The sequence below is a fragment of the Streptomyces sp. NPDC001100 genome (assembly GCF_053598575.1).
This window is the reverse complement of sequence record NZ_JBSFKO010000032.1, coordinates 88,357-107,158: the sequence shown is the minus strand read 5'-3', so window position 1 is coordinate 107,158 and position 18,802 is coordinate 88,357. Positions and strand designations below refer to the sequence as shown.

16 protein-coding genes are annotated in these 18,802 nt (G+C 70.9%); 11 read left to right on the top strand and 5 right to left on the bottom strand.

Annotated elements, in window-relative coordinates; genetic code table 11:
- Positions 1-32: 32 nt before the first annotated feature.
- Both ACWDEW_RS35705 and ACWDEW_RS35700 read right to left on the bottom strand, forming a co-directional pair.
- The gene (locus ACWDEW_RS35705; RefSeq protein WP_450518520.1) at positions 33-2,042 is read right to left on the bottom strand and encodes a S9 family peptidase; all 2,010 of its coding nucleotides are present in this window, start codon (positions 2,040-2,042) and stop codon (positions 33-35) included.
- A gap of 397 nt (positions 2,043-2,439) precedes the next feature.
- Positions 2,440-3,165 (bottom strand): 3'-5' exonuclease, encoded by a 726-nt coding sequence (locus ACWDEW_RS35700; protein ID WP_359608468.1) that lies wholly within the window; start codon positions 3,163-3,165, stop codon positions 2,440-2,442.
- Between the two features lie 169 nt (positions 3,166-3,334).
- Here ACWDEW_RS35700 and ACWDEW_RS35695 point away from each other — a divergent pair, with 169 nt between their 5' ends.
- The 3 genes from ACWDEW_RS35695 (at position 3,335) to thrS (ending at position 7,231) form a co-directional block, all read left to right on the top strand.
- Entirely contained in the window at positions 3,335-3,901 is a 567-nt protein-coding gene (locus tag ACWDEW_RS35695) for a DUF4365 domain-containing protein (protein WP_093624554.1), read from the top strand.
- Positions 3,898-5,124, top strand: a complete 1,227-nt coding sequence (locus ACWDEW_RS35690; protein WP_450518517.1) for a hypothetical protein — start codon at positions 3,898-3,900, stop codon at positions 5,122-5,124. Before ACWDEW_RS35695 ends, ACWDEW_RS35690 begins: the two co-directional genes overlap by 4 nt.
- Positions 5,125-5,254: 130 nt before the next feature.
- The gene (gene thrS, locus ACWDEW_RS35685; protein WP_450518515.1) at positions 5,255-7,231 is read left to right on the top strand and encodes a threonine--tRNA ligase; all 1,977 of its coding nucleotides are present in this window, start codon (positions 5,255-5,257) and stop codon (positions 7,229-7,231) included.
- Positions 7,232-7,268: 37 nt separating this feature from the next.
- Here the strand turns inward: thrS and ACWDEW_RS35680 are convergent, their stop codons facing one another.
- Positions 7,269-7,925: an ion channel gene (locus ACWDEW_RS35680; RefSeq protein WP_450518514.1), complete on the bottom strand. Its 657-nt coding sequence runs from the start codon at positions 7,923-7,925 to the stop codon at positions 7,269-7,271.
- Between the two features lie 67 nt (positions 7,926-7,992).
- Here ACWDEW_RS35680 and ACWDEW_RS35675 point away from each other — a divergent pair, with 67 nt between their 5' ends.
- Complete coding sequence (locus ACWDEW_RS35675; protein ID WP_019066352.1) at positions 7,993-8,553, top strand: HIT family protein; 561 nt, start codon at positions 7,993-7,995, stop codon at positions 8,551-8,553.
- Between the two features lie 19 nt (positions 8,554-8,572).
- Here ACWDEW_RS35675 and ACWDEW_RS35670 read toward each other — a convergent pair whose 3' ends face one another.
- Positions 8,573-10,237 carry a hypothetical protein gene (locus tag ACWDEW_RS35670; protein WP_450518512.1) on the bottom strand — a complete coding sequence of 555 codons (1,665 nt, stop codon included), beginning with the start codon at positions 10,235-10,237 and terminating at the stop codon, positions 8,573-8,575.
- A 208-nt stretch (positions 10,238-10,445) separates the two neighbouring features.
- Positions 10,446-12,641 (bottom strand): elongation factor G-like protein EF-G2, encoded by a 2,196-nt coding sequence (locus ACWDEW_RS35665; protein WP_450518510.1) that lies wholly within the window; start codon positions 12,639-12,641, stop codon positions 10,446-10,448.
- 218 nt (positions 12,642-12,859) lie between these two features.
- On the opposite strand from ACWDEW_RS35665, the gene pgsA reads away from it, so the two are divergent.
- The 7 genes from pgsA to pdxT all read left to right on the top strand — a co-directional run bounded on the left by pgsA (position 12,860) and on the right by pdxT (position 18,777).
- Positions 12,860-13,594, top strand: coding sequence for a phosphatidylinositol phosphate synthase (gene pgsA, locus ACWDEW_RS35660; protein ID WP_431249433.1), 735 nt, complete (start codon positions 12,860-12,862; stop codon positions 13,592-13,594).
- Positions 13,591-14,502 carry a phosphatidylinositol mannoside acyltransferase gene (locus tag ACWDEW_RS35655; protein ID WP_450518508.1) on the top strand — a complete coding sequence of 304 codons (912 nt, stop codon included), beginning with the start codon at positions 13,591-13,593 and terminating at the stop codon, positions 14,500-14,502. Before pgsA ends, ACWDEW_RS35655 begins: the two co-directional genes overlap by 4 nt.
- Positions 14,499-15,659: a glycosyltransferase family 4 protein gene (locus ACWDEW_RS35650; RefSeq protein ID WP_450518506.1), complete on the top strand. Its 1,161-nt coding sequence runs from the start codon at positions 14,499-14,501 to the stop codon at positions 15,657-15,659. Before ACWDEW_RS35655 ends, ACWDEW_RS35650 begins: the two co-directional genes overlap by 4 nt.
- A gap of 76 nt (positions 15,660-15,735) precedes the next feature.
- Positions 15,736-16,569 carry a formylglycine-generating enzyme family protein gene (locus ACWDEW_RS35645; RefSeq protein ID WP_450518504.1) on the top strand — a complete coding sequence of 278 codons (834 nt, stop codon included), beginning with the start codon at positions 15,736-15,738 and terminating at the stop codon, positions 16,567-16,569.
- Positions 16,570-16,594: 25 nt separating this feature from the next.
- Complete coding sequence (locus ACWDEW_RS35640) at positions 16,595-17,137, top strand: hypothetical protein (protein ID WP_450518502.1); 543 nt, start codon at positions 16,595-16,597, stop codon at positions 17,135-17,137.
- Positions 17,138-17,326: 189 nt separating this feature from the next.
- Positions 17,327-18,175 (top strand): pyridoxal 5'-phosphate synthase lyase subunit PdxS, encoded by an 849-nt coding sequence (gene pdxS, locus ACWDEW_RS35635; RefSeq protein WP_234468195.1) that lies wholly within the window; start codon positions 17,327-17,329, stop codon positions 18,173-18,175.
- Positions 18,175-18,777, top strand: coding sequence for a pyridoxal 5'-phosphate synthase glutaminase subunit PdxT (pdxT, locus tag ACWDEW_RS35630; RefSeq protein ID WP_450518501.1), 603 nt, complete (start codon positions 18,175-18,177; stop codon positions 18,775-18,777). The genes pdxS and pdxT overlap by 1 nt, the downstream gene beginning before the upstream one ends.
- Positions 18,778-18,802 lie beyond the last annotated feature (25 nt).

Genomic DNA, 18,802 nt, shown 5'->3' with positions numbered 1-18,802 from the left:
CGCAGAGGACGTTGCTGCCGGGCTCGGCCGGGTCACAGCAGGCCGGGCCGCTGCCATTCGGTGCCGAGGACGTGGTGGTCGAGGAAGTTGAGGAACGTCTCGTACCACAGGCGCGTGTGCTGTGGCTTGAGGATCCAGTGGTTCTCGTCGGGGAAGTAGAGGTACTTCGCGGGGACTTCGTGCCGCTGCAGTTCCTGGAAGAGCGTGGCGCCCTGTCCGACGGGCACGCGGTAGTCCTTCGCGCCGTGGATGACCAGCATCGGGGTGCGGATCTTCGCGACGTCCAGGTGCGGCGAGTCGGCCTCGTACCGCTCGGGGCGGCTCAGCGGGTCGCCGAAGATCCGCTGGAAGTACCAGGGCACATCGGTGTCGCCCTGGAACATCCGCAGGTCCCACAGACCCGCATGGCTGATGATCGCCTTGAACCGGTTGGTGCTGGTGGCGACCCGGTTCGCCATGTATCCGCCGTACGAGCCGCCGGCGAGCGCCGTCCGTGAGGCGTCGATGTCGGTGCGGGCCTCGGTCGCGTCGGTCAGCGCGATCACATCCGTGTAGGGGCGCCCGCCCCACTGCCCCCAGCCGCGCCGGTGGTTCGTCTGCCCGTAGCCGGTCGACAGGGCCGGATCCGGCAGCAGCACCGCATAGCCGCGCGCGGCGAACGGCCACGGGTTCCACCGCCAGGTCCAGCCGTTCCAGCTGGACTGCGGTCCGCCGTGAACGGCGACGAGCAGGGGAGCGGGCCGCTCGGCGGACGCGCCCTCAGGCACTACGAGCCAGCCGCGCAGCACGAACCCGTCGTCCGCCTCCGCGTGCACCTCGGTGAGCCTGCCCGGGAGTTCACCGATGCCGCCCGGGGCGGGCAGCTCGTCCGGGGTCTGGTCGACGATGCCGGCATCGATCCGGACGGGCGTCGGCGGCGCGTCGACCGCGTGGCGCAGGGCGTAGAGCGTCCGCCCGTCGGGGGCCACGGCCAGCGAGCCGTACGCACCCGAAGCGGTCAGACGTGTGACGCCACCGTCCGGGTCGCGCCGGAAGACGGGCGCGTGCCCCTGCTCGTCGGAGGTAAAGAAGAGTGTGTCGTCCACCGGTGAACAGGCCACGTCTCCGGGCCAGTTGTCGAATCCCGGCAGCAGGTCCTGCACCGTGCCGTCGGCCAGGTCGATCCGGACGAGGGTGGCGTCCCAGGGGGCGTCGTACGTCGGGTAGCGCATCCGGAGGCACACGAGGGCCGAGCCGTCGTGGGTGAACCGCGGTGCCTCGTAGAGGTGCTCCAGATCGCCGACGACGCGGATCTCCGTACCGCTCACCGCGTCGGCCGTCACCACGGCGGTGCGATGCTCGTCCGGGACCCGTCCGGGCACGAACCGGCTGTACGCGACCCGTGTGCCGTCCGGCGACAACGCCGCGTCCCCCGGACTCTCCAGACCGATCCCCTGCCCGCCGACCACAACCGGCTCCGCGTCAACGTCGGCACGGACGAAGGTGTACGGCTCCGCCGGGCCGAGGTCGTGGTCCCAGGCGCGGGTCGGCCCGGCCTCGTACAGGATCGCGGTGACCTGCGCGTCCTTTCGCGCTGCGCGCAGCTTGCCGTGCTCCTCGGCGTCCGCGGCCCCCGGCAGCAGCCCCGCGGTGTGGCACAGCGCGCCGGAGTCCCGGGCGACGGTGACCGCGGCGATCCCGCCCGCGTGCCGGGCCACAACGACGGCCTCCCCGCGCGGCGGCAGCGCCCACAGCGCGGCGCCCTCGTCCTCGTCGCCGTCCGAGGCGGCGCGTGCGGACAGGAAGTACAGCGTCCCGTCCGGACCGAACACCGGCCCCGACTCACCCTTGTCGGACCGGGTCAGCCGCAGCGCGTCGCGCTCCCCGGCCGGATCGATCTCCCACAGACCGGACACGAACCGCGTCCCGTCCCCGGACGACGACTGCACGGCGGCGACGAGACGTGTGCCGTCAACAGACAGGGCAAGGGAGTTGACGCGGGGACAGCTGACGAAGGCGGACAGGTCACGGAAGGTGGACGAACCACCGGACGACTCGATCATGCGGGCGATTGTCGCCCGCGCGCCACGCGGACGGCCAGGGAGCATGACGTAGAACTCCCGTCTGCCGGCAGCCTTTTCAGCACACTCGCCCCTCTCAAGGTGGGGGACGCCGGATGCACGTTCGGGGGAGTGCACCGCTGTCTCGTCCTTCAGGGCGGTCCGGGAGCTGGCCAGACGTACCCCTGGCGGCACCACGCGCCGGCTCCAAGTCGAGGCGCTCCGGCCCTACTTGGCCGACCCGGCCGGCTACCCCGACGAACTGCCCGTCGGGCGGGGAGAGCGCGGACCGATACGCCGCACGGGCGGCGGCCCTGAGGCTCGAACGCGGCCTCCAGCTCAGGGGGTTCCAGCTCCGGCGGCGGCCCTTGGCGAGGTGCGGGGGCGCGCCCCCACACCGTCAGGCCGCTTCGGCCAGGCCCGGCCGGAGTGGCCAGTCCGTGCTCACCACCTCCGGTGTGCCGCTGCGCGTGAACCACGCCTGGAGTCCTCGCGCCTGTGCCGCGTGCCACGTCGACTGCAGCGTGTGGAGTTCGGCGGGGGTCAGGCGCTCCAGCCGGGTCGCGAAGCGGCGGCCCAGGGCCCGTACGACTTCCAGGGAGGCCAGCGCGTCCGCGCCCGCGTCGTGCGCGCCGTCCAGCGTGACGCCGTAGTGCGCGCACAGGTCGGTGAGGGTGCGGCGGCCCTTGCGGTAGCGGTCCAGGTGCTTGTCGAGGACCCGCGGATCCAGCACCCGCAGCGCCGCCGACTCGAACCAGTGGTCCAGCGAGGACGCGCGGTGGCGGCGCAGCTCGCGGTCCAGCAGGGTCAGGTCGAACGGCGCGTTCATCACCACCAACGGGCGTCCCATGGCAGCCTGTTCGGCCAGCTCGTCGGCTATCTCGTGCATCACCGGCGCGGGCCAGCGGCCGTTGCGCTGAAGATGCTCGTCCGTCAGTCCATGGATCGCCGTCGCCCCGGCGGGCACCGGCACCCCCGGGTTCACCAGCCACCGGGAGACCCGGGGACGGGTACCGGGGGCGTCCTGGACGACGACGGCGGCCGACACTATGCGGTCGGTCTCGACATCCACGCCCGTGGTCTCCGTGTCGAACGCGGCCAACGGGCCCTCGTACCAGCACGTCATACGTACACAACTCCTCGTTCACCCACGGCAGGTGACGCACCGTCTTCTGCCAGTTTGGTGATACCCGTGCTGTTTGCGCCGTACGCCGGAAGGACACAACAGGAGTACGGGTCTTTGCAGTTCAGCGGCCCGGTACGGGGAAACACTTGGCGTGGAAGGCGATTTGGTCATGGTGATAGCGCAGCCCGAGCGGGGCGGGCTGCTGCCCGAACGGACGGCACCCCATCGCGGATCGCTCGCCACCACCGCCTGCATGGAAACCCTGCAGGTGGGCTATCTGCACGCCGTGGCCGCCGCGGCCGGCTGCTCGCTGTCGCAGCCCTTTCCGGACAACGGCATCGACTGGCACGTCAGCCACGGCTCGCCCGGACACACGGTGGACGACGAGGTCACCATCAAGGTGCAGCTCAAGTGCACCTACCAGATCCCGCCGAACCCGCCAGGCCGCTCCTTCTCCTTCACACTCGACAACGACCACCTGCGCAAGCTCGCCCGCACGCCGGTCTCCGTGCACAAGATCCTGGTCGTGATGCTCGTCCCGCGTTCCCAGGACGACTGGCTGCGCGCCAGCCACGACCGGCTCGACCTGCGGCACTGCTGCTACTGGGTCAACCTCGCCGGTCACGCGATCACCGGCCGGACCCGGACCACCGTGCGGATACCCACCGCGCGCATCTTCGACGACCGGGCGCTGTGCGAGATCATGACGCGGGTCGGGACGGGAGGCAGGCCATGAGGGACCGCCCGGTCGAGGAACACCTGAGGCAGGTACGGCCGCATCCCGTGGACACCACCTCCTGGGAGCGCCCGCCCGAGCCCGACCGGGTCGACCCCGCCGTCCTCGGCGCCCTGCTGCGCCGGCACGGCTGGCAGCGGCGCGGCGGCGCCCCCGGACGCTACGGCCGCTGGACCCCACCAGGGCCCGGCGGCTCGGCCACCAGCCTGCTGGTCCCCGAGAGCCGGGCCTTCCCCGACAGCGACGACCTCCTCGGTGAGGCGCTCATCGCGCTCGCCCGCAGCAACACCCCCTCCGCCCGCGAGGTCCTGGTCGGCCTCGCCGTACCGAGCGACGAGATCCGCTGGTGGCGGGACATCCCGACCGGACCGGCCGGCACCGCGCCCTGGACCGTCGAGGAACAACTCCGCGCCGCCGCCCGCCAGATGCTGCTCGCCGCCGCCCTCGCCACCCGCGCGCGTGCCGGCTACTACGGCGCCCGCCACCGCCGCCCCGCCGCCGCGTCCCTGGACCACGTCCTCGTCGGCTCCGCCCCCGGCGGCCGGCAGCTCACCGCGTTCGTCCCCGTCGACACCGGCCGCGCCCTCGCCGTACGCCTCCACCAGGCCCTGTACGCCACCCGCGAGGCCATCGACTACGAGCGGGCCACCGGCGGCATGGACGCCTTCGACGGAGCCGTCGAGGCGGGCGTAAGCCGCGAGTTGACCGAGTCCGTCGTCGCGCTGGTGCGCGGTACCGAGGGTGCCCGGATCGCCGTCGAGTGGGCGCCGGGCGCAGGTGTTCCCGAGGGCTGTGCCGCCCCCGCCGAGGCCGTCGAGTTCTCGCCGGGCGACCTGCCCGTGCTGCGCGCGGCCGGCGCCCGCTATCTGCGCGAGGAACCCTCCGTGGGCGTGCGCATTACCGGCTCGGTGGTGCGGATGCGCCGCTCGGGGCCGCGCGGCGAGGGCACCGTACGGATGCAGGTCCTGGCGGGCGCCGAGGTCGGGCACGTCCGGATGACGCTGGACGAGGAGTCGTACCGGATAGCCGGTCACGCCCATCTCGTCGGGCTCCCGGTGCGGGTGCACGGGCGGCTGGAGAGCCGGGGCGGCTTCCGCCGGCTGACCGGCGCCTCCGGGGTCGTACCCGTGCAGGTGGACGAGGCGGAGCGGGACCGGCTGATGAAGTCCCTCCAGGAGAACCTCGACTTCTTCGAGGAGGCGTGCAGCGGGGAGGAGGGCTGAGGGAGGGGAGCGCTGCGGGGAAGGGGAGTGCGGCAACCGTTTCGCGGTGGGCCCCGTAGGGTCGGTACGATCCCCCAATGCGCGCGCTCACGGTATGGCGCCGCATCCACCCCGCAGTCAGGAGAGACCGGTGTCAGACGTCCGCGTGATCATCCAACGCGATTCCGAGCGGGAAGAGCGCACGGTGACGACGGGCACGACGGCCGCCGAGCTCTTCGCCGGCGAGCGCTCGATCATCGCCGCGCGCGTGGCCGGAGAGCTCAAGGACCTGGCCTACGTCGTCTCCGAGGGGGACGAGGTCGAGGGCGTCGAGATCTCCTCCGCCGACGGCCTCAACATCCTGCGCCACTCCACCGCGCACGTCATGGCCCAGGCCGTGCAGGAGCTCTTCCCCGAGGCCAAGCTCGGCATCGGCCCGCCGGTCAAGGACGGCTTCTACTACGACTTCGACGTCGAGCGGCCGTTCACGCCCGAGGATCTCAAGGCCATCGAGAAGAAGATGCAGGAGATCCAGAAGCGGGGGCAGAAGTTCTCGCGCCGAGTCGTCACCGACGAGGACGCCCGCGAGGAGCTGGCCGACGAGCCGTACAAGCTCGAACTCATCGGTATCAAGGGCTCCGCGTCCACCGACGACGGCGCGGACGTCGAGGTCGGCGGCGGCGAGCTGACGATCTACGACAACCTCGACGCCAAGACCGGCGACCTGTGCTGGAAGGACCTCTGCCGCGGTCCGCACCTGCCGACCACGCGCAACATCCCGGCGTTCAAGCTGATGCGCAACGCGGCCGCCTACTGGCGCGGCAGCGAGAAGAACCCCATGCTCCAGCGCATCTACGGCACCGCCTGGCCCTCCAAGGAGGAGCTGAAGGCGCACCTCGACTTCCTGGTCGAGGCCGAGAAGCGCGACCACCGCAAGCTGGGCAACGAGCTGGACCTCTTCTCCATCCCGGACCAGATCGGCTCGGGCCTCGCCGTCTTCCACCCCAAGGGCGGTGTCGTCCGCCGGGTCATGGAGGACTACTCGCGGCGCCGCCACGAGGAGGAGGGCTACGAGTTCGTCTACACCCCGCACGCGACGAAGGGGAAGCTCTTCGAGACGTCCGGGCACCTGGACTGGTACGCCGACGGCATGTACCCGCCCATGCAGCTCGACGAGGGCGTGGACTACTACCTCAAGCCCATGAACTGCCCGATGCACAACCTGATCTTCGACGCGCGCGGCCGGTCCTACCGTGAACTGCCGCTGCGCCTCTTCGAGTTCGGGACCGTGTACCGGTACGAGAAGTCGGGCGTCGTGCACGGTCTGACCCGCGCGCGCGGCTTCACGCAGGACGACGCGCACATCTACTGCACGCGCGAGCAGATGGCCGACGAGCTCGACAAGACGCTCACGTTCGTCCTCAACCTGCTGCGGGACTACGGCCTGACGGACTTCTACCTGGAGCTGTCGACCAAGGACCCGGAGAAGTTCGTCGGCTCGGACGAGGTCTGGGAAGAGGCCACGGAGACGCTGCGCCAGGTCGCCGAGAAGCAGGGACTGCCGCTCGTGCCCGACCCGGGCGGGGCCGCGTTCTACGGGCCGAAGATCTCCGTCCAGACGAAGGACGCGATCGGGCGGACCTGGCAGATGTCGACGGTCCAGCTGGACTTCAACCTGCCCGAGCGGTTCGACCTGGAGTACACCGGTCCCGACGGCTCCAAGCAGCGGCCGGTCATGATCCACCGGGCGCTGTTCGGTTCGATCGAGCGGTTCTTCGCCGTGCTTCTCGAGCACTACGCGGGCGCCTTCCCGGCGTGGCTCGCGCCGGTGCAGGCAGTCGGGATTCCGATCGGGGACTCGCACGTCGAGTACCTGGAGAAGTTCGCCGTAGCGGCCAAGAAGAAGGGGCTGCGTGTCGAGGTCGACTCCTCCTCGGACCGGATGCAGAAGAAGATCCGCAACGCGCAGAAGCAGAAGGTGCCGTTCATGGTCATCGTCGGCGACGAGGACATGAACGCCGGCACGGTCTCCTTCCGCTACCGCGACGGCTCGCAGGAGAACGGCATCGCGTTCGACGCGGCCATCGCGAAGATCGAGCAGATCGTGGCGGACCGGGTTCAGGTCTGAGTCTGCCGGTTCGGCTTTGTGAGGCCCTCGGGGGAGTTCAGATTCCCGGGGGCCTCTCGTCGTCCTCCCGCGCGAAGACCTGGAGCAGCCAGGAGGCGAAGGTTCCGGTGACGGCGCCGAGCAGGGCCAGGCCGATGGCCATCATGCCGACCGCGATCAGCCGGCCCAGCGGGGTGATGGGCACGACGTCGCCGTAGCCGACGGTCGCGAAGGTCGCGCAGGTCCACCACACGGCGTCGCCGAAGGTCTTGATCGTCGCGCCCGGTGCCGTGTGCTCGGTCTGGTAGACGGACAGGGCGCCGGCGAAGCCCAGCAGGGTGGTGGACAGCCCGGCATAGACCATCACGCGCGCGTGCAGCGCGAGCCGGGGCTCGCCGTGCCGGCGTTGCACGGCCTCGTACGCCTTGACGACCCGCAGCGGGCGCAGCAGGGGCAGGATCAGTACCAGGGTGTCCAGCCAGTGCGTGCGGACGAAGCGCAGCCGTTCGCCGCTCAGCCGCCAGCGGACCGCGTAGTCCACGGCGAAGAGGGCCCACGCGCCGAACAGCACGGCGAGGCAGAGGTCCTTCCAGTCGCCGGACAGGCCGTGGGCCAGGATGCGGACCGCGTACGCGGCGAGGAAGACCATCGACGCCACGGCGAGCGGAACCTCCGTGCTGCGCTCCCAGCGGGCCTTGCGGGTGTCGTCGTCCATCGGTCCAGCTTGGCGGTGGGTGGCCCTCCCGCAACCCCGGCGACACGCCGCGAACGAGCGAAGCCATATGCTGACTTGCATGACGAGTGAGCCGGAGCAGCAGATCGGAGTGGGGACGCCGGACGCGTTCCAGCGCCTGTGGACCCCGCACCGGATGGCCTACATCCAGGGTGAGAACAAGCCGACCGGCCCCGGTGCCGACGACGGTTGCCCCTTCTGCTCGATTCCGGCCAAATCGGACGAGGACGGGTTGATCGTCAGGCGCGGCGAGCTGGTGTACGGGGTGCTCAATCTGTACCCGTACAACGGCGGCCATCTGATGGTCGTGCCCTACCGCCATGTCGCCGACTACACGGACCTGACCGACGCGGAGACCGTGGAACTCGCGGCGCTCACCAAGCAGGCGATGACGGCCCTGCGCACCGCGTCCGGCGCCCACGGCTTCAACATCGGCATGAACCAGGGGAGTGTGGCGGGCGCGGGCATCGCCGCCCATCTGCACCAGCACATCGTCCCGCGCTGGGGCGGCGACACCAACTTCATGCCGGTGGTCGGCCACACCAAGGTGCTGCCCCAACTCCTCGCGGACACAAGGAAGATGCTGGCGGATGCGTGGCCCACGGCGTGAGCCACGCGACGGGGACCGGCTACGCGTCGTAGAGGTCGGCCTTCTTCGGTGACACCTCCTGCACGCCGCCGCTGAGGGCCGACGAGCGGCTGCTGAACTTCTCCGTGTCCACGCCGTTCTCGTCGAGGACGCGGATCGCGGCCGCGTGCACCACGCGCAGGACCGGTGTCGCGGCGCGCAGCGCGTCGTCCGCCATGAAGCGGTGGCGCCAGGGCTGGTCGGCCCAGGCGTGCCGCAGGCCGAACGGCTCGGGCAGGGATATCGAACCGCCGAGCCAGTTCAGCAGTGGCGGGTACCAGGTGATCGGGGCGCGGACCGCCAGGCGTACCACTTCGCCGGTGGGGACGAGCGGGAGCTTGACCTTGCGCGTCTCCCACGGCTTCAGGGTCTTCTGGACGTCCTTGGTGGGGGCCTCGGGCTTGCTCGTGAACAGCGAGTTCACGGGTCCCAGGGCATGTCCGGTGATCTCGATGCGCAGCGTTTTGTGCAGCACGGTCACTGTGATCATCATCGTGATGACCAGCTGCCCTTCCCAGAGCGTCCACTGCACACCCAGGTAGTGCCGGTCGCCGGCGCCGAACTGTTGCTTGTTGCAGATGTCCTGGATGGCGTGCGACTTGACCTGGTACGCGTCGACGTCCGTGCCCTCGGGCCGGGACACCGCCTTCGCGCCCTCACCGATCGGTGTGACGACCCAGTGGCGTATGGACGGCTTCGGGAAGCCGCCGGTGTTGATCGTGTTCCGCTCCAGCATGCGCAGGTCGTCGTGGATGTTCCGGATGACGTCCCAGCTGCGGAAGGGGTGGATCTCCCGGTCGGCGTCCCGCGCGATCAGGTCCTCGGCCAGCTGCCAGCTGCCCCAGCGGGTGCCCATGCCGAGGATGCCCTTGGGCCCGGCGTAGAAGACCGAGTTGGACTGCTGCTCGGCGCTGAGCTTCGCCAGTGACTGGCGGAGCTGCTCGGCCTGGGTCTCGCCGGGGCTGGTCGGCACCGCCTCGGGGACCTTGGCGCCGACGCTGCTGCCGGAGAGGAGACTGTCCCACCGCCCGCGCAGATCCTTCGCGGTGTTCTCGCAGACCTGCTTGGCCCACAGCCAGCCGACCACGGGGAGGATGATGCACGCACGCGCGTACCAGCCCCAGAAGCCCGTGAACGGCATCTTGATCAGGAAGATCACGGCGAGGGCGCCCACCCCGACGAGCAGGGTCGTTGCGAGCGCGCCGGCCCTCTTGTTGTTCTTGGTGAGGCCGTCGATCATGCCGCGCAGTTGGAAGACCAGCAGCCAGATGATGAGCCCCGGCAGGAAGAGCACACCGCACAGCACCATGATCGCGGACAGCCTGTTGTCCCGGGCCCGGCGGATGTTGTTCGCCGCCAAGGCGTGCTCCACGACGGCCTGCGGTTCCGTGCCGAACGACTGAATGAGCGGCTTGCGGCCGGGGCCGAGCATGCGGGCCACCACGGCTCCGGAGAACGCCTCACCGAGGTTGGGACGGAAGAGCGTCGTCCAGATGCCGGGATTGACCGTCGTCTGGTGCCACTCGTTGTCGGCCTTCTTTATCTCCTCGACCGGGTTGTCCCGGTAGGCCGCCGAGGCCAGCGCGAAGGTCGCCGTCTGGCCCTCGTCGCCCGTACGCGGCACCTGTGGTCCGAAGATGTCCGCATAACCGCTGTCAACGGTCATTCCCGCCCCCGATCGCCGCTGCTCCCGCTTCTGCGGCTTTCCCGACTTCCGTGCTCCGCACACCTGTTGATCAGGTCATCAGCGTATCGGCCATCACTGACATCCGTCGGCGGACGGCCCAAACCGCCCGCCGACTCGGAAGGAAGCGTTCCATTTAGGTCACTTGTGGTTCTTCGCGCGCCACAGGTGAGCCGCCCGGCATCAACTCCTAGGCGTCGCCCGCCTCTTCACGGATCCGTTCGGCGATCTGCGGGGGCATCGGTTCGTGGCGGACGTAGGTGCGGTTGAAGCGTGCCGTGCCGTGCGAGAGGGAGCGGAGGTCGACGGCATAGCGGCCGATCTCTATCTCCGGGACCTCGGCCCGGATCAGTGTGCGCCCGCCGGTCGTCTGCTCGGTGCCGAGCACCCGGCCGCGCCGCCCGGACAGGTCGCTCATCACCGCGCCCACGTAGTCGTCGCCGACCAGCACGGTCACCTCGGCCACCGGTTCGAGGAGATGGATCTTCGCGTCCGCCGCGGCCTCCCGCAGCGCCAGCGCCCCGGCCGTCTGGAACGCGGCGTCCGAGGAGTCCACCGAGTGCGCCTTGCCGTCCAGGAGCGTGATCCGTACGTCGAGCAGCGGATGCCCTGCGGCAACTCCCTTGGCGGCCTGGGCCCTTACCCCCTTCTCCACCGACGGGATGAACTGCCGCGGCACGGCGCCGCCGATGACCTTGTCCACGAACTCGATGCCCGTGCCGCCCGGCAGCGGTTCCACCTCGATCTCGCAGATCGCGAACTGCCCGTGCCCGCCCGACTGTTTGACGTGCCGGCCGCGCCCCTGCGCCTTGGCGGCGAACGTCTCCCGCAGGGAGACCTTGTGCGGGACGAGGTCGACCTGGACCCCGTAGCGGCTGCGCAGCCGTTCCAGGGCGACGTCCGCGTGGGCCTCGCCGAGGCACCACAGGACGACCTGGTGGGTGTCCTGGTTCTGCTCCAGACGCATCGTGGGGTCCTCGGCGACGAGCCTGCTCAGGCCCTGCGAGAGCTTGTCCTCGTCCGCCTTGCTGTGCGCCTGGATGGCGAGCGGCAGCAGCGGGTCGGGCATCTCCCAGGGCTCCATGAGCAGCGGGTCGTCCTTGGCCGAGAGGGTGTCCCCGGTCTCCGCGCGGCCGAGTTTCGCCACGCACGCGAGGTCGCCCGCGATGCAGTGCGTGAGCGCGCGCTGCTGTTTGCCGAAGGGCGCGGACAGGGCGCCGACGCGTTCGTCGACGTCGTGGTCCTCGTGCCCGCGGTCGGCGAGCCCGTGCCCGGAGACATGGACCGTCTCGTCGGGGCGCAGCGTCCCGGAGAAGACCCGCACCAGGGAGACCCGGCCGACGTACGGGTCGGAGGCGGTCTTCACGACCTCGGCGACCAGCGGCCCGTTCGGGTCGCACGCCTTCAGCTCCCGCGCCCTGCCGTCGACCGTGGTGACCCCGGGCGCCTCGCGCTCCAGCGGGGTCGGGAAACCGCGCGTGATCAGCTCAAGGAGCTCGACCGTGCCCAGGCCCTGCCGGGCGCCCTCGGCGGCGGGGGCGGCGGCCAGGACGGGGAAGAACACCCCGCGCGCGACGGCCCGCTCCAGGTCGGCGATCAGCGTCTTGACGTCGATGTCCTCGCCGCCGAGGTAGCGGTCCATGAGGGTCTCGTCCTCGCTCTCCGAGATGATCCCCTCGATGAGCCGGTTGCGGGCCTCCTCGATCCCCGGCACCTGGTCGGCCCCGGGCTCGGACTCCTTGCGCTCCCCGGACGCGTAGTCGAACAGCTTCTGCGACAGCAGCCCCACCAGACCGGTCACGGGCGCGTGCCCGTCGGGCCCCGGCGCGCCGTGCAGCGGCAGATACAGGGGGAGTACGGCGTCGGGGTCGTCCGCGCCGAAGGCCTCCGCGCAGTTGCGGGTCATCGACTCGAAGTCGGCGCGCGCCGACTCCAGGTGCGTGATGACGATGGCGCGCGGCATGCCGACCGCCGCGCACTCCTCCCACACCATGCGGGTCGAGCCGTCCACCCCGTCGGAGGCCGAGACGACGAAGAGGGCCGCGTCCGCCGCACGCAGACCGGCCCTCAACTCGCCGACGAAATCGGCGTATCCGGGGGTGTCCAGAAGATTGACCTTGTACCCGTCCCAGTCGACGGGCACCAGGGAGAGCTGCACCGAGCGCTGCTGGCGGTGCTCGATCTCGTCGTAGTCGGAGACGGTGCCGCCGTCCTCCACGCGGCCCGCCCGGTTCACCGCCCCCGCGGTCAGCGCGAGGGCCTCCACCAGAGTCGTCTTGCCCGATCCGGAGTGGCCGACCAGCACCACATTCCGTACGGACGCGGGGTGGTCGGCCGCCGTAGCCCTGCCGGCGGCTCCGGGGTGTGCGTTCGCCTTGTCGCCCATGGCCTTGCCTCCCGTGCACGGTGAGGTCACTGTGGGCGCGGACACACGGTGCCGCGTGCGGTGGCGGCTCCGATGACGCCCGCGGTGCTTCGAGCTTTCCACTCCCGTCACGGTGCGTCCATACAGCGGACGTGATCGTGCCCGTAGGTCCCGGCGAACCGGGCCACAGGTCCCGTGTCCGAGTGCCCGTCCGCCACCCGCACGCGCGCGTGGCTACGATGGGCCAGCCGGTGGCCAGCAGGGGCCGCGCGGCGACACCGACCCTCGGGAAGGCCATGCTGAACAAGTACGCGCGTGCATTCTTCACGCGTGTCCTCACGCCGTTCGCCGCGTTTCTGATCCGCCGGGGCGTCAGCCCCGACACGGTCACCCTCCTCGGCACCGCCGGGGTGGTCGCGGGCGCGCTGGTCTTCTACCCCATGGGCGAGTTCTTCTGGGGCACGGTCGTGATCACGCTGTTCGTGTTCTCCGACCTCGTCGACGGCAACATGGCCCGCCAGCTGGGCCGCTCCAGCCGCTGGGGCGCCTTCCTCGACTCCACGCTCGACCGGGTCGCCGACGGCGCGATCTTCGGCGGCCTCGCCCTCTGGTACGCGGGCGGCGGCGACAACATCGCCCTGTGCGCCGTCTCGATCTTCTGCCTGGCCAGCGGCCAGGTGGTGTCGTACACCAAGGCGCGCGGCGAGGCGATCGGCCTGCCGGTCGCCGTCAACGGTCTCGTCGAGCGGGCCGAGCGACTGGTGATCTCACTCGTCGCGTGCGGTCTCTCCGGCCTCCACAAGTTCGGCGTCCCGGGCATCCAGTGGCTGCTGCCGATCGCGCTGTGGATCGTCGCAGTGGGCAGCCTGGTCACGCTCATCCAGCGGGTCGTCACGGTCCGCAGGGAGGCCGCCGAGGCCGACGCCGCCGCGGCTCAGGAAACCGAGCAGCACAGCACCGGGGCGACCCCGTGAGCAGTGCCCAGGAGCGGCTGACGGACGCGCTCTACGGCGTCGGCTGGAGCACCGTCAAGAAGCTCCCCGAGCCGGTCGCCGTCCGGCTCGGCCGCACCATCGCCGACCTCGCCTGGAAGCGGCGCGGCAAGGGCGTACGGCGGCTGGAGAGCAACTACGCGCGCGTGGTGCCCGACGCGAGCCCCGAGCGGCTCGCCGAGCTCTCGCGCGCGGGCATGCGGTCGTACCTCCGCTACTGGATGGAGTCCTTCCGGCTCCCCGCCTGGAGCCCCGAGCGCGTCAGGACGGGCTTCGACCCCAAGGACGTGCACTACCTGACCGACGGCATCGCCTCCGACCGGGGCGTGATCCTCGCGCTGCCGCACCTCGCCAACTGGGACCTGGCGGGCGCCTGGGTCACCACCGCCCTGGAGACCCCGTTCACCACGGTCGCCGAACGCCTCAAGCCCGAGACGCTCTACGACCGGTTCGTCGCCTACCGCGAGGGCCTCGGCATGGAGGTCCTGCCGCACAGCGGCGGCACCGCCTTCGGCACCCTGGCCCGGCGGCTGCGCGACGGCGGCCTGGTCTGTCTGGTCGCCGAGCGCGACCTGTCCGCCTCCGGGGTCGAGGTCGAGTTCTTCGGCGAGGCCACCCGCATGCCGGCCGGACCGGCCCTCCTCGCCCAGCAGACGGGTGCGCTGCTCCTCCCGGTGACACTCTGGTACGACGACTCGCCGGTCATGCAGGGGCGGGTCCACCCGCCCGTCGAGGTACCCGAGTCAGGTGACCGGGCCGAGAAGACGTCTGTCATGACACAGGCGCTGGCAGACGCCTTCGCCACCGGCATCGCCGACCACCCGGAGGACTGGCACATGCTGCAGCGCTTGTGGCTCGCGGATCTCGATCCCACGAAGGGGCCCTCGTGAGGATCGGCATCGTCTGCCCCTACTCCTGGGACGTGCCGGGCGGCGTCCAGTTCCACATCAGGGACCTGGCCGAGTACTTCATCCGGCTCGGCCACGAGGTGTCCGTCCTGGCCCCGGCCGACGACGACACCCCGCTCCCGCCCTACGTCGTCTCGGCGGGTCGCGCGGTCCCGGTGCCGTACAACGGCTCGGTGGCCCGGCTGAACTTCGGCTTCCTGTCCGCCGCCCGGGTCCGGCGCTGGCTGCACGACGGCGAGTTCGACGTCATCCACATCCACGAGCCGACCTCGCCGTCGCTGGGCCTGCTGGCCTGCTGGGCGGCCTCGGGCCCGATCGTGGCGACCTTCCACACCTCCAACCCGCGCTCCCGGGCGATGATCGCCGCGTACGCGATCCTCCAGGCCGCGCTGGAGAAGATCAGCGCGCGGATCGCCGTGAGCGAGTACGCCCGCCGCACACTCGTCGAACACCTCGGCGGGGACGCGGTCGTCATCCCGAACGGCGTCGACGTCGACTTCTTCGCCCGCGCCGAGCCCAAGCCCGAGTGGCAGGGGGAGACGATCGGCTTCATAGGGCGTATCGACGAACCCCGCAAGGGCCTCCCGGTGCTGATGAAGGCCCTGCCGAGGATCTTCGCCGAGCGGCCGAACGCCAGGCTGCTGGTCGCCGGGCGCGGCGACGAGGAGGAGGCCGTCGAGACGCTCCCCGAGGAGCTGCGCTCACGCGTCGAGTTCCTCGGCATGATCAGCGACGACGACAAGGCCCGCTTCCTGCGCAGCATCGACCTCTACGTCGCCCCCAACACCGGTGGCGAGAGCTTCGGCATCATCCTCGTCGAGGCCATGTCGGCGGGCGCCCCCGTCCTCGCCTCCGACCTGCCGGCCTTCGCGCAGGTCCTCGACCAGGGCGCGGCCGGCGAGCTGTTCACCAACGAGGACGCGGACACCCTCGCCGAGGCGGCCGTACGGCTCCTGGGCGACCCCGAGCGGCTGGCGCAGCTGCGGCGGAGCGGGAGCGCCCATGTGAGGCGCTTCGACTGGTCCACGGTCGGGGCCGACATCCTGTCCGTGTACGAGACGGTGACCGCCGGCGCGGCGGCCGTCGCCACCGACGAACGCACCGGTCTGCGGGCGCGGTTCGGGCTGGCCCGGGACTGAGGTGCGGGACGGCGACCGCGCGGGGGCGTGCTGCTCTCCCGCGCGCGGGGAGGTCGGTCCGGTTTTCCAACTCGGGGTGCCCGTCGGCCGATCCGCCGACGACACCCTCGCGATCGCCCTGCCCGGCGGTGAGTTCCACATGGGCGACGCATTCGAGGAGGGCTACCCGGAGGACGCTGAGGGACCCGTCCGTACGGTGACCGTCGAGCCGTTCCGCATCGACGCGACCGCCGTCTCCAACGCGCGTTTCGGCCGCTTCGTCGAGGACACCGGATACGTCACCGAGGCGGAGCGGTACGGAAGTTCGTTCGTGTTCCACCTGCTGCTGCACCCCCGCGCGCGGGACGCCGTGTTCGGCCAGGTCGAGGCGGCACCCTGGTGGCTCGGGGTGGAGGGCGCCTTCTGGAGAGCGCCGGAGGGCCCCGGTTCCGATGTCGGCGGCCGCGCGGACCACCCCGTAGTGCACGTCTCGCACCACGACGCCCTCGCCTACTGTGCCTGGGCGGGCGCCCGGCTGCCCACCGAGGCCGAGTGGGAGTACGCGGCACGGGGCGGGCTCGACGGCCGGCGTTATCCCTGGGGCGACGATTTCGACCCGGAGCGGCTGAACACCTGGCAGGGCGACTTCCCCAGGACCAGCACCCGCACCGGCGGCGCCACGGGCACGGTCCCCGCGGACGCGTACGAGCCCAATGCCTTCGGCCTGTTCAACACATCGGGCAACGTGTGGGAGTGGTGCGCCGACCGGTTCGTACCCGGCGGCGAGGAACGCGTGATCCGCGGCGGCTCGTACCTCTGCCACGCCTCCTACTGCCACCGCTACCGGGTCGCCGCCCGCTCGAAGAACACCCCCGACTCCTCGACGGGGCACGGGGGTTTCCGATGCGCGTGGGACCTGACGGGACCGTGACCACGGGCGGGTAGCCTTGCCGCCCGTGAGCGCAACTCTGATCTGGATCCTCGTCGCCCTGGTGGCGATCGGCCTGTACCTGAGCTGGACCGCGGGCCGGCTCGACCGGCTGCACGCCCGGATCGACGCGGCCCGCGCGGCGCTCGACGCCCAACTCCTGCGCCGTGCCTCGGTGACACAGGAGTTGGCCACCTCGGGCGTCCTCGACCCGGCCGCCTCGATCGTCCTCTACGAGGCCGCGCACGCCGCCCGGCAGGCCGAGGAGGAGCAACGGGAGGTCGCCGAGAGCGAGTTGAGCCAGGCCCTGCGCGCCGTCTTCGCCGAGCCGCCGCAGGTCGAGGGCGTCCGCGAGGCCCCCGGCGGAGAGGCGGCGGCCCGCGAACTCGCCGAGTCGGTACGCCGCGTCCCGATGGCCCGCCGCTTCCACAACGACGCCGTGGGCGCGGCCCGCCGCCTCCGCGAACACCGCAAGGTCCGCTGGTTCAAGCTCGCCGGACACGCTCCCTTTCCGATGGCCTTCGAGATGGACGACGAGCCGCCCGCAGCACTGGTCGACCGGGCCGCATAGAGGGCGCCCCGGGGCACACCGGTTCGAAAACGATCCACCGGCTGCCCATTGGCCCTTGCTGTGGCCTGCATCTCTGGCGTTTCCTCGGTACTGCAGCAGCCCTCTTTCACCGAGTGAGGTCACCCCGTGTCCAGCACCCCCAGCTCCGCCCAGACTCCCGAGACCGGCACCGCGCGCGTGAAGCGCGGGATGGCCGAGCAGCTCAAGGGCGGTGTGATCATGGACGTGGTCAACGCCGAGCAGGCGAAGATAGCCGAGGACGCCGGCGCCGTCGCCGTCATGGCCCTGGAGCGGGTCCCCGCCGACATCCGCAAGGACGGCGGCGTGGCCCGGATGTCCGACCCGAACATGATCGAGGAGATCATCGAGGCGGTCTCCATCCCGGTCATGGCCAAGTCCCGCATCGGCCACTTCGTCGAGGCCCAGGTCCTGCAGTCCCTCGGCGTCGACTACATCGACGAGTCCGAGGTCCTCACCCCGGCCGACGAGGTCAACCACAGCGACAAGTTCGCCTTCACCACCCCCTTCGTCTGCGGTGCCACCAACCTGGGCGAGGCCCTGCGCCGCATCGCCGAGGGCGCCGCGATGATCCGTTCCAAGGGCGAGGCCGGCACCGGCAACGTCGTCGAGGCGGTCCGCCACCTTCGCCAGATCAAGAACGAGATCGCCCGCCTGCGCGGCTTCGACAACAACGAGCTGTACGCCGCCGCCAAGGACCTGCGCGCCCCGTACGAGCTGGTCCGCGAGGTCGCCGAGCTCGGCAAGCTCCCGGTCGTACTGTTCTCCGCCGGCGGTGTCGCCACCCCCGCGGACGCCGCGCTCATGCGCCAGCTCGGCGCCGAGGGCGTCTTCGTCGGCTCCGGCATCTTCAAGTCCGGCGACCCGGCCAAGCGCGCCGCCGCCATCGTGAAGGCGACCACGTTCTACGACGACCCGAAGATCATCGCGGACGCGTCCCGCAACCTCGGCGAGGCCATGGTCGGCATCAACTGCGACACCCTCCCCGAGGCCGAGCGTTACGCGAACCGGGGCTGGTGATGACCACTCCCGTAGTCGGAGTGCTCGCGCTCCAGGGCGACGTACGGGAGCACCTGATCGCCCTGGCCGCGGCCGACGCCGTGGCCAGGCAGGTCAGGCGTCCCGAGGAACTCGCCGAGGTGGACGCCCTCGTCATCCCCGGGGGTGAGTCCACCACCATCTCCAAGCTGGCCGTCCTCTTCGGACTGATGGGCCCCCTGCGCGCACGCGTGCGTGCCGGTATGCCCGTCTACGGCACCTGCGCCGGCCTGATCATGCTCGCCGACAAGATCCTCGACCCGCGCTCGGGCCAGGAGACGATCGGCGGTATCGACATGATCGTGCGCCGCAACGCCTTCGGACGTCAGAACGAGTCCTTCGAAGCAGCTGTCGACGTCCGGGGCATTGAGGGCGATCCTGTGGAGGGCGTCTTCATCCGCGCCCCCTGGGTGGAGTCCGTCGGCGCCGAGACGGAGGTCCTCGCCGAACACGAGGGCCACATCGTCGCGGTCCGCCAGGGCAACGCGCTCGCCACGTCGTTCCACCCGGAACTGACCGGCGACCACCGCGTGCACTCCCTGTTCGTCGACATGGTGCGCGCGAACCTGGCTCCGGGGTCCTAGTAGGATCTCTGGGGTTCGTAAAGAG